Raw genomic sequence first — 9,525 nt, forward strand, 5'->3', positions numbered from 1 at the left:
TGTGCGGATGCGGATCGATATCGTTGCCTTCGGGTTTCGCGGCAGAGCCGGAACCGAATTCGTCGAGAAAGCACCAGGCGCCGACGGTCGGCAGGTCGCGCTGCGGCAGCGAGCGGTGCACGGTCACGCCACGTACTCCGCCGAGCGGCACCTCCCGGGCGGGGAAGAATTCGGCGCGCGGACCCGGCCGGCCGGAGGCCTCGCACAGCGACTCCTCCGGGTTCGGCTCCAGGTCGCTCATCGCTTGATGCCCTTGCCAACGACGTGTTCGTCGTAATCGGGATGTTTGTCCAGCCAGGCCTTGATGAACGGGCAGCGCGCCACTATGACGCGGCCGCGGCCGATCACATCCTCGATCGCCCTGCGGGCGAGTGCACTGCCCAGCCCCTTACCGCCGAACGCACTGTCCACCTCGGTGTGGATGAAGACGGTGTCGTTGTCCCGTTCGCGGTACTCGGTGAACCCGGCGAGCGAGTTGCCGTACCAGACTTCATAACGGTGCTGCGAGTCATTGCGGACGACGGTGGTCGCCACGGCTTGTTCGCTCATTGTTCAGTTCTCCTTCCGCACCCGTACCGGATGTTTGCTCAATATCGAGACCCGATTGAATGTGCCCATGGTGGCCGCGGCCCAGATGAGAACGGACATCTGATCATCCGACAAGTGTTGCCGCGCAGCAGCATACCCACGTTGCATACATTCCTCCCCGGGCAGCGAAGTCACGGTTTCGGCGAGGACGAGGGCGGCCTGCTCCTGCTCGGAGTAGAGGTTCGGGCTGCGTTGCCACGCGTCCAGGACGGCGAGTTGCTGCGCGGTGACTCCGGCTTCGAGGGCGGCCCGATGATGGGCGTCGAGGCAGTACGCGCAGCCATTGAGCTGGGAGACGCGCACATTCACCAATTCCATCACCGCCCGCCCCAAATCGACTGTGGCAGCGGCATTACGCACCGCCAGGGCGACATCACTGAGCGCGTGGAAGACCTCGGGTGTCTGCTTGTCTATCCAGACACGGTCATGGGATACGGGCGACTGCATAGTGGTCGCATACTAAGCCGCGAATGTGAAACGTGCCCTCCGGTTTGTGAATCACGCCGTGCACGCGCCGCGCTCGCCTGTTAGAGCGCGCCCTGCTCTTCGACGGTGCATCCGGTCAGCACCCCCGGCAGATCCGGCATCCGGTCACCCTCGTAGAGGGCGATTTTGTAGTCGAGGACGGCCACGGTCTGCCGCAGCCCCTCGATCTGGGCGAGCACATCGGTGCGGGTGCGCCGGAACATCTCCAGCCGCTCGGGGAAGGTGTGCTCACCGGCCCGCACCAGCTCCGCGTAGCGCACCATATCGGCCACCGGCATACCGGTCAGTCGCAGCTTCGCGATCAGGGCCAGCCAATCCAGATCGCGATCGCAGAAGCGCCGCTGCCCGGCGTGATCGCGGCCCACGTAGTTCAGCAGGCCGATCCGCTCGTACCAGCGCAGCGTGTCCCGGCTCAGGCCGCTGCGTTCGGAGACCTCGCCGATCGAATACCGCGGCCGCTCGTAGTCGGCGTCGTGCGGCGTCGATGCTGCGCTGTTCCGCGCGGGTGCTGCTGTGCTCACGGTCTCGCCCCTCTCGGTGGAACATCTCCGACGCTAGCCACCTGGAGTGCACTCCAAGCAAGTCCCATTCTGCCGAATCCCGGCAATACGCGCCTACGCTGGGGGCATGGCAAAAGACATTGATCGGATCCGGGCACGGTCGGCGCTGGAGACAGTCAAGGAGAACCCGCTGATCGCGGCAATCGCGATCCTGCCGGTGCTGGCGGTGTTCGGAGTGATCTGGGCGGTAGCCGGATTCTTCTGGGCGTTGCTGCTGCTCCTGGTTGTCGGCGGCGTAGCGGTGTGGAAGGGGAAGCTGCTGGGCTAGTTCCCGATCCCTAGCGCGGCACGTGGAAGCGGACGAGTTCGCCCGTGCCCGGATCGACGGCCGCCCACGGCCGGTCGAATTCCAAGATCGCCAGCGCCGAGGTGGGAAATTTCGCGCTGAGTTCCGCCGCCGCGTCCGAATCCCGGTTGGCGGCCAATTCCCAAGCGGTCCACGGCATTCCGGGGGAGTGCCCGACCATCAGCAGCGTCTGCACCCCGTCGTCGGCCAGTTGCGCCAACTGGATGAGCGAGTGCGGGGTCGCCTCGTACATGGACTCCTCGAACGACACCGGTGCGGTGACGCCGGTCGCCGCGAGCGTCTCGCGGGTGCGGGTCGCCGTCGAGCACAGCACGGCGTCGATGGGTGGCTGGGTCGCGCGCAGCCAGTCGCCGGCCAATCCGGCCTCGCGCAGACCACGCGGCGCGAGCGGTCGTTCATGGTCCGCCACGCCGTCCGGGTAGCCGGATTTGCCGTGGCGCATCAAGATGAGAGTCCGGGCCATGTGCACTACGGTATTCCCCACCCCTCTACCTGCCGAGACTGGTGTCACAACACCCGATCCCGCTCCCGGCAGGAGACTCGCCTCACACTCGAGGCACACTGAAGGTGGCGTGACACCTGCGTGCCGACAGGCACCGGAACGCCACATATATTAGAACGTGTTCTACCGCCCTGCTCGAACCCCGAGCGGAGTAGCACCACGCGACTGTTTCGAGGATCTTCGAGATATGGCCTATGTGATCACGCAGCGTTGTTGCAACGACGCCAGCTGCGTACCCGAGTGTCCGGTCGATTGCATTCGTCCCACTCCTGAGCAACGCGAGTTCGCGACGACCGAGCAGCTCTACATCGACCCCGATACCTGTATCGACTGCGGTGCGTGTGTCGATGCCTGCCCGGTGGACGCCATCTTCTCCGAAGATGACCTACTCGCGTCGCTGGCCAGGTTCCAGGACATCAATGCCGCGTACTTCGTCCGGCACCCCCTGGAGTCGAACTTCGAGCCGCTGGTGCCGCCGAGCCGCGCGCCCAAGGAGCTGGGCACCCTGCGCGTCGCCATTGTCGGCGCCGGGCCGGCCGCCAGCTACGCGGCCGAAGAGCTGCTACGCCGCGCCGATGTGGAGGTGGAGCTGTTCGACCGGCTGCCCACCCCGTACGGCCTGGTGCGCGCGGGCGTCGCCCCCGACCACCCGGGCACCAAATCGGTGGCGAGCCTGTTCGAATCGGCCTTCCGCCGCGATGCGCTGCAGTTCCGGCTCAATGTCGAGGTGGGCAAGCACATTTCGCACGAGGAGCTGCTCGCGCACCACCACGCGGTGCTGTACGCGCACGGCGCCTCCACCGATCGCCGCCTCGGCGTCCCGGGTGAGGAGCTGTCCGGCAGCATTTCGGCCACCGAATTCGTCGCCTGGTACAACGGGCACCCGGATTTCGCGGACCGCGAATTCGACCTGTCCGGTGAGCGGGCCGTCATTGTCGGCAACGGCAATGTCGCGCTCGATGTGGCGCGCGTGCTGACCGTCGATCCGGATGTGCTGGCCAAGACCGATATCGCCGACCACGCCCTGGACGCGCTGCGCCGCAGCAATATCCAGGAGGTCGTGGTGCTGGGCCGCCGTGGGCCGCTGCAGGCCGCCTACACCTCGTCGGAGTTCCTGGCGCTGGCGCACCTGAAGGGCGTCGACATCATTGTCGATCCCGCCGATCTGGAGCTCGATCCGGCCAGCCGGGCGGAGCTCGAGGATCCGGACGTGGAGCCCTCGCTGAAGCTCAAGTACACCCTCGCGCAGGAGTACTCGGCCAATAAGCCGAAGCCGGGCAATAAGCGAATCGTCTTCCACTACCTGGTTTCTCCGACCGAGATCACCGGCGACGGCAAGGTCGAGACCATCGAGTACGTGCACAACGAACTCGTCAAGGAGGACGGCGGCACGGTGGCGCGCCCGTCCGATCGCACCGGCAGCCTGTCGGCATCGCTCGTACTGCGTTCCGTCGGCTACCGCGGTACGGCCATCGCCGACATTCCGTTCGACGAGAGCCGGGGCGTCATCCCCAATGCCGGTGGCCGCGTACTGGATGCGGACGGCAATCCGGTGCAGGGCGTTTACGTCTCCGGCTGGATCAAGCGTGGTCCGCGCGGTGTGATCGGCTCCAACCGCGTCGACTCGCAGGAGACCGTCGATCACCTGATCGCTGATTTCACCAACGGCACACTGGTTGCGCCGCAAGCGGGTCGGCAGGCCCTGGACGCGCTCCTGGCCGAGCGCCAGCCGGATATGGTCGGCCGGGACGGCTGGAAGGCCATCGATCAGGCAGAACGCACCGCGGGCAAGGCCGCCGGCCGCCCCCGCGTCAAGTTCACCAGCCTCGAGGATCTCCTCAAGGCCGCCAAGGGCTGAGCCCGCTCCGCAGCACCCGGCTCCCGAGTCGAACCCGGTGCGGCCCATCCGAATCGGATGGGCCGCACTGCTGTCCGCCGATGCCGCGCAGAACTCCGCAGGGCCGGAGTGTCCTCGGGTCGAACCAGAGTGTTCTCTGGGCGAAAAGGAGCGGCCCCACCTGGATCGGGCGGGGCCGCGGCGTAATTCGCTGTGTCAGTGGGCGAGCAGGTTGATCAGCAGGCCGTCCTTGGCACAGATCGAGGGGATCGCGGTGTCGGGCTGGGCATTGCAGCTCCAGCCGTCGATGCTGGCCACATCGGTATCGCTGACGGTCTGCACGTATTGCGTTGCGACATTGATGGCTTCGGTGCAGCCGACGCGCCCGGCCGGGGTGCCGACCGCGACCACGGTGCGGATGCCGCCACCCGCATCGGTGACCGTGCCGCAGCTGGCGTCCCCGACCGGGGCCGGGGAGGTGGTGGGCGGCGGGGTGGTTGTCGGCGGGGCGGGCGGATTGGGGGCCGCCGTGCCGCGCAGGCCGAGCTGGAAGCCGTCCTTGAAGCAGATGTGCGGAACGTCGGTGTCGGGCTGCGGTTCACAGGTCCAGCCGTCCACCTGTGCGGCATCGCCGGTGCGGGTGGCATTGACGTAATCGCTGGCGACGGTGACGGCCTCGGTACAGCCGGGGATTCCGGCCTGGTTCGAGTACGCGATCACATCCGCGGATCCGCCATTGGCTCCGGTGACCGGTCCGCAGTTCACATCGGCGGGCGACGGCGTGGGCGCGGGCGGCCGAGTCGGATTGGGCGACCGGGTCGGGACGACGGGCGGCGGCCCCGGCGCGGTGGTGGCCGACCCGGCGGCGCTCGTCGACTTCGTGGTGGCGGTGGTTGTGCTCTTCGCCGAATCCGAGGAGTGGCCGCAAGCGGTCAGCCCGACCACCAATGCCGGCGCGGCCGCGAGCAGCGTGAGGCGGGCAAGTCTCATTCGGCGAACTCCTGTTCTCGACCACCACGCGGTGATCGACACTGCGAGAGTCTGCCAGGCTAATTGTCAGCGACCGTCATTTCGCCGGGGATGTCCGGCGAGTAGCAACTTTCGGTCAGACCGGCAGCGGCCCGATCCGCACCGTGGTGGTGGTGATCCCGCCGACCACGAACCACAGCCGCAGCACCGGATACCCGGTCCGATCGCCCGGCTCGTAGCGGCTGCGCACACTCACGTGCTGCCGCGCCAGCACCGGCGCGATGTATTCGATGACCGCGCGATGCGGCCCCGCCACCAGCTTCGGATAGTCGACCAGGTACTGCTCCACGGCCTGCCAGTACGCGGCATTGTTCACGTGGTTGTACTGGTCGATATCCGTGGCCCGCACCGGAAACGTGAGGTCGGCGTCGGATTCCGGCGGCGTCTGGTCCACCAGCCACGGCCGCCAGCGCAGCCGGTGCTCACTGGTGGTGCGCGAGAGTTCGGCCAGTCCCTCATCGCTGATGCGGGTCGGCATATTGGTGAACTCGTTGATATTGATCCAGAAACCCTCGGTCTCGATGAGACCGCCGTTCTCGCTGGTGACCCGGACCCGCATATTCGTCCAGCGGGTGGACATGGCCGAACACCAGCGGGTCAGCTCCACCCGTTCCGGCCAGTGGATCGGCCGCACCACGTCCACGACCGTGCGGCGCACGATCCAGGCTGGATCGGTGCGATGGAAGAACCCGGAATGCATTTCCTCCCAGGCAATGTCCTGCAAATATCGGGCTACGGCGTCGAAACGCACGCGTTGATAGGGATCCACATCGCCAGCCCGGACGGGCCACGCCGTGGCGAAACCCATGCCCTCCTGGGGAAGCGGGGCGAGTGGCTGATCGAGTGACACTGGTGCTCCTCGCGCTGCACAGGTGTGCCGCGTTTCGTGCGGTGCTTGCTGTGACTCGACTTTACGGGGCGTGTGTCACACACTCGCGGCGAGTCGCCCCTACTCGTCTCGGACCGGTCCTGATTACCGCACGGAATGACAGTCCGCCGCCCGGCCCGTAGCCTTTTCCCGTTGCAGGACAGCACGGGGAGGCGACGCGGGTGGCGGCGGAGAACAGGGCCGGTTCGCGGTTCGGACAGTACGAATTGCGCCGGCTGCTCGGCGTCGGCGGCATGGGTGAGGTCTACGAGGCGCACGACACCGTGCGCGACCGGGTGGTGGCGCTCAAGCTCCTCGATGTGGACCTGGCCAAGTCGGCGACCTATGTGGAGCGCTTCCGCCGGGAATCCCGCACCGCGGCCCGATTGCAGGAGCCGCACGTCATTCCCGTGCACGACTGGGGTGAGGTGGACGGTGTCCTGTTCATCGACATGCGCCTGGTGCGCGGCCGCGATCTCAGTGCCCACCTGGCCATGGACGGCCCGCTCACCCCGGAGCAGGCCGTCGAGGTGGTGGAACAGATCGCCGCCGCGCTGGACGCCGCGCACGAGAGCGGTCTGGTGCATCGCGATGTCAAGCCCGCCAATATTCTGCTGACCGGTGAATTGTTCGCGTACCTGGTCGATTTCGGCATCGCGCACGCGGAATCCGATATGCAGCTGACCACCGCGGGCAGCGCCATTGGGTCGTTCGCGTATATGGCCCCGGAACGTTTCGAGCACAGCACCGGCGCCTCGATCAGCGCCGATATCTACGCGCTGGCGTGCGTGCTGTACGAAAGCCTCATCGGTGAGACCCCGTTCCGCACGGACGGCCATCTGGCCACCATTCACGCGCACATGATGACCCAGCCGCCGCGGGCCAGCATCCGTCCCGGCGTACCAACCGGTTTCGATCAGGTGATCGCCACCGGTATGGCGAAGGATCCGGCCCGCCGCTACACCTCGGCGAGCCAGCTGGCCCGGGCCGCCAGGGCGGCGCTGTCGCCTGTGGCCACGACCGCGCAGCCGCTCGTCACAGCATCGCCGGCGGCTCCGACTCTCTCGCAACCGATTCCGCTCGTCTACCCGCCGCCCGAGGCCACGGAGCCGCCGGTCGCATCGAACGGTCATCCCGCCACGGCCCCGCTCGCACCGCCGCCGAAGCGGATCCTGCGCCCGATCCTGGCTGTCGGGGGCGTGGTCGTGACCATGGTGCTCCTCGGTGGCGTCGTGGGCTGGCAGTTGTTGTTCGGCAACGACGACGGCGGACCCACCGCCATCGGCGCGACGACGACAATCGCCACCACCACGGTCGTCACCACCACGCTCGCCCCGTACGTCGGCACCGTATCCGGAACGGACACAGGGGGTTTCGTCGGCGGCCTGCGGTGTAATGCCGACGATCCGGCCCTGGCCGTCGGCCGCACCTCCGCCTCCCGCCTGGTGGTCTGCCGGACCGGTACCGGCCGGTACTACTACCGGGGATCTCGGATCAGCGACGGCGCGACACAGGAGATCGATGATCCGGTCCCCGTCGGAATCGGCGGATTCACCGCGACCAATCCCAATGACGGCACCAAATACCTCATCACCACCCACGCACTGACCATCATGAAGGCCGGCCAGGTCCTGGCCGCCGAGCCGATGCTCGAATACGCCCACCGCTGACGTTTTCCCTTCAGGGACATGACAGCCGGGTGCGCGGGCCGTAGCCTTTTCCTGGGGTAGGACAACGCAGGGGAGGCGACGCAGGTGGTCGCAGGGGACCGGGCCGGTTCACGGTTCGGGCAATACGAGTTACGGCGCTTGCTCGGCGTCGGCGGCATGGGCGAGGTGTACGACGCCTATGACACCGTCCGGGATCGCACGGTCGCGCTCAAACTGCTGGATGTCGAACTGGCCAAATCGCCCACCTATGTGGAGCGCTTCCGCCGCGAATCCCGCACTGCCGCCCGGCTGCAGGAGCCGCACGTCATTCCGGTGCACGACTGGGGTGAGGTGGACGGTGTCCTGTTCATCGATATGCGGCTGGTCAGCGGCCGAGATCTCAAGGCGCACCTGATCTCGGAGGGGCCGATGCCGCCGGGGCGCGCCGTCGAAGTGGTGGAGCAGATCGCTTCCGCGCTGGACGCCGCGCACGAGAGCGGGCTGGTGCATCGCGATATCAAGCCCGCCAATATTCTGCTGACCGGTGAATTGTTCGCGTACCTGGTCGATTTCGGCATCGCACACGCGGAATCGGATGTGCAGCTGACGAGTATGGGCAGCGCCATCGGGTCGTACGCGTATATGGCTCCGGAACGCTTCGAGCACAATACGGCGATTTCCCCGTCCGTGGATATCTATGCACTGGCGTGTGTGCTGTACGAAAGCCTCACCGGCGAAATACCTTTCAAGACGGACAGCAATCTCGCCACCATTCGCGCGCACATGATGACTCCGCCGCCCCGGCCCAGTGTCCGTCCCGGTGTGCCGGTCACCTTCGATCAGGTGATCGCTATCGGTATGGCGAAGGATCCGGCCCGCCGGTATGCCACCGCGGGCCAGCTGGCCCGGGCCGCCCGCGCGGCCCTCATGCGCGCCGATCACGGTGCGACCACTCGCACCTCGGTCGCACCGGCCCACTTGATTTCGCGGGTCCCGCAATCACTTCCGCCGACCGGCTATCCGTCGCCGCAGGGCGGGCAACCCTCCGGACCGGTCGGTTATCCGGGCGGTCACCCGTCGGGCCCGATCGGCTACTCGTCCGGGCCGGGCGATCATCCGTCGGGTCCGGTCGACTACCAGGCTTCGCAGCCCACGCAGGTTCGCATGCCGTACGCGGAACCGCTGCGCGAACACCCCTCCGCGCCGCTGCCCCTGCCGCCCCCGCAGCGCAGTTCCCTGCCGATCGTGGTCGGTGCGCTCGTCGGCGCGGTGCTGGTGATGGGCGGTCTGCTGGCCTGGTTGCTGTTGTCCGGCAAGAACAATGGCACCACCACCACAGCAGGCGGCACTTCGTCGATCATCACCACGCCCGATGCGACCGCACCGACCGCCACCACGCCCTACGACAATCCCGCGACCACTCCCGCGCCCGCCACCCCGGCCCCTGCCCCGTTCATCGGCTCCGTATCCGGCACGGACGCACAGGGTTTCGTGGGCGGACCGCGCTGCAACGCCGACAATCCGGCGTACGCCATCGGCCGCACCACCGCCTCCCGGGTGGTGATCTGCCGCACCGGCGTCGGCCGCTACTACTACAAGGGCGTGCGGATCAGCGACGGCGCGGGCATCGACCTCGACGATCCGGTGCCCGACGGCTCCGGCGGCTTCACCGCCACCAACCCCGGCGACGGCACCCAGT

The 9,525-nt window shown here is 67.3% G+C and carries 10 protein-coding genes and 1 pseudogene; 4 read left to right on the forward strand and 7 right to left on the reverse strand.

Translation table 11 applies throughout. From position 1 onward, the window contains the following. The 4 genes and pseudogenes from JWN03_RS44185 to JWN03_RS44200 all read right to left on the reverse strand — a co-directional run. A pseudogene (locus tag JWN03_RS44185) lies at positions 1-241 on the reverse strand (pirin family protein); the annotation flags it as partial. Next, complete coding sequence (locus tag JWN03_RS44190; protein WP_297628760.1) at positions 238-549, reverse strand: GNAT family N-acetyltransferase; 312 nt, start codon at positions 547-549, stop codon at positions 238-240. The pseudogene JWN03_RS44185 and the gene JWN03_RS44190, both read right to left, overlap by 4 nt. A 3-nt stretch (positions 550-552) precedes the next feature. After that, complete coding sequence (locus JWN03_RS44195; protein ID WP_297628762.1) at positions 553-1,035, reverse strand: carboxymuconolactone decarboxylase family protein; 483 nt, start codon at positions 1,033-1,035, stop codon at positions 553-555. Positions 1,036-1,115: 80 nt separating this feature from the next. Further along, a complete protein-coding gene (locus tag JWN03_RS44200) occupies positions 1,116-1,595 on the reverse strand; it encodes a MerR family transcriptional regulator (RefSeq protein ID WP_297628763.1) in 480 nt (159 codons plus the stop codon). Positions 1,596-1,701: 106 nt separating this feature from the next. Between JWN03_RS44200 and JWN03_RS44205 the strand changes: the two genes are divergently transcribed. After that, positions 1,702-1,902 carry a hypothetical protein gene (locus JWN03_RS44205; RefSeq protein WP_297628764.1) on the forward strand — a complete coding sequence of 67 codons (201 nt, stop codon included), beginning with the start codon at positions 1,702-1,704 and terminating at the stop codon, positions 1,900-1,902. A gap of 10 nt (positions 1,903-1,912) precedes the next feature. Here the strand turns inward: JWN03_RS44205 and JWN03_RS44210 are convergent, their stop codons facing one another. Further along, complete coding sequence (locus JWN03_RS44210) at positions 1,913-2,404, reverse strand: SixA phosphatase family protein (protein WP_297628765.1); 492 nt, start codon at positions 2,402-2,404, stop codon at positions 1,913-1,915. Between the two features lie 226 nt (positions 2,405-2,630). Between JWN03_RS44210 and JWN03_RS44215 the strand changes: the two genes are divergently transcribed. Further along, positions 2,631-4,301, forward strand: a complete 1,671-nt coding sequence (locus JWN03_RS44215; RefSeq protein ID WP_297628766.1) for an FAD-dependent oxidoreductase — start codon at positions 2,631-2,633, stop codon at positions 4,299-4,301. Between the two features lie 195 nt (positions 4,302-4,496). Here JWN03_RS44215 and JWN03_RS44220 read toward each other — a convergent pair whose 3' ends face one another. Beyond that, complete coding sequence (locus tag JWN03_RS44220) at positions 4,497-5,270, reverse strand: hypothetical protein (protein WP_297628768.1); 774 nt, start codon at positions 5,268-5,270, stop codon at positions 4,497-4,499. Positions 5,271-5,385: 115 nt separating this feature from the next. Then, positions 5,386-6,159: an acyl-[acyl-carrier-protein] thioesterase gene (locus JWN03_RS44225; protein WP_297628770.1), complete on the reverse strand. Its 774-nt coding sequence runs from the start codon at positions 6,157-6,159 to the stop codon at positions 5,386-5,388. A 200-nt stretch (positions 6,160-6,359) separates the two neighbouring features. On the opposite strand from JWN03_RS44225, the gene JWN03_RS44230 reads away from it, so the two are divergent. Together JWN03_RS44230 and JWN03_RS44235 are read left to right on the forward strand one after the other, a co-directional pair. Then, a complete protein-coding gene (locus JWN03_RS44230; protein ID WP_297628772.1) occupies positions 6,360-7,847 on the forward strand; it encodes a serine/threonine-protein kinase in 1,488 nt (495 codons plus the stop codon). Between the two features lie 84 nt (positions 7,848-7,931). Beyond that, the coding region (locus JWN03_RS44235; protein ID WP_297628774.1) for a serine/threonine-protein kinase at positions 7,932-9,525 on the forward strand (1,594 nt) is incomplete at its 3' end.

Source organism: Nocardia sp., from assembly GCF_025465275.1.
GTDB lineage: Bacteria > Actinomycetota > Actinomycetes > Mycobacteriales > Mycobacteriaceae > Nocardia.

Coding starts and splice junctions, on each gene's coding strand:
- JWN03_RS44220 (WP_297628768.1), bottom strand. CDS start 5,270: ATGAGACTTGCCCGCCTCACGCTGCTCGCGGCCGCGCCGGCATTGGTG.
- JWN03_RS44190 (WP_297628760.1), bottom strand. CDS start 549: ATGAGCGAACAAGCCGTGGCGACCACCGTCGTCCGCAATGACTCGCAG.
- JWN03_RS44210 (WP_297628765.1), bottom strand. CDS start 2,404: ATGGCCCGGACTCTCATCTTGATGCGCCACGGCAAATCCGGCTACCCG.
- JWN03_RS44215 (WP_297628766.1), top strand. CDS start 2,631: ATGGCCTATGTGATCACGCAGCGTTGTTGCAACGACGCCAGCTGCGTA.
- JWN03_RS44205 (WP_297628764.1), top strand. CDS start 1,702: ATGGCAAAAGACATTGATCGGATCCGGGCACGGTCGGCGCTGGAGACA.
- JWN03_RS44195 (WP_297628762.1), bottom strand. CDS start 1,035: ATGCAGTCGCCCGTATCCCATGACCGTGTCTGGATAGACAAGCAGACA.